Here is a 201-nt window from a genome sequence, read left to right as displayed (position 1 = left end):
TCATGCCAATGGCACTGCCCGGTAGCTAAATGCGGAAAAGATAAGTGCTGAAAGCATCTAAGCACGAAACTTGCCCCGAGATGAGTTCTCCCTGACTCCCTGAGAGTCCTGAAGGAACGTTGAAGACGACGACGTTGATAGGTCGGGTGTGTAAGCGCAGCGATGCGTTGAGCTAACCGATACTAATGAACCGTGAGGCTT

Annotated in this window: 1 rRNA gene; it reads left to right on the top strand. The window is 51.2% G+C overall.

Features of this window, described 5'->3' with window-relative positions:
- Positions 1-201: ribosomal RNA gene (locus OTG14_RS23700) — 23S ribosomal RNA — on the top strand; the annotation flags it as partial.

The organism is Enterobacter pseudoroggenkampii (assembly GCF_026420145.1).
GTDB classification, from domain to species: Bacteria; Pseudomonadota; Gammaproteobacteria; order Enterobacterales; family Enterobacteriaceae; genus Enterobacter; species Enterobacter pseudoroggenkampii.
This window is presented reverse-complemented; position numbering and strand designations above follow the sequence as displayed.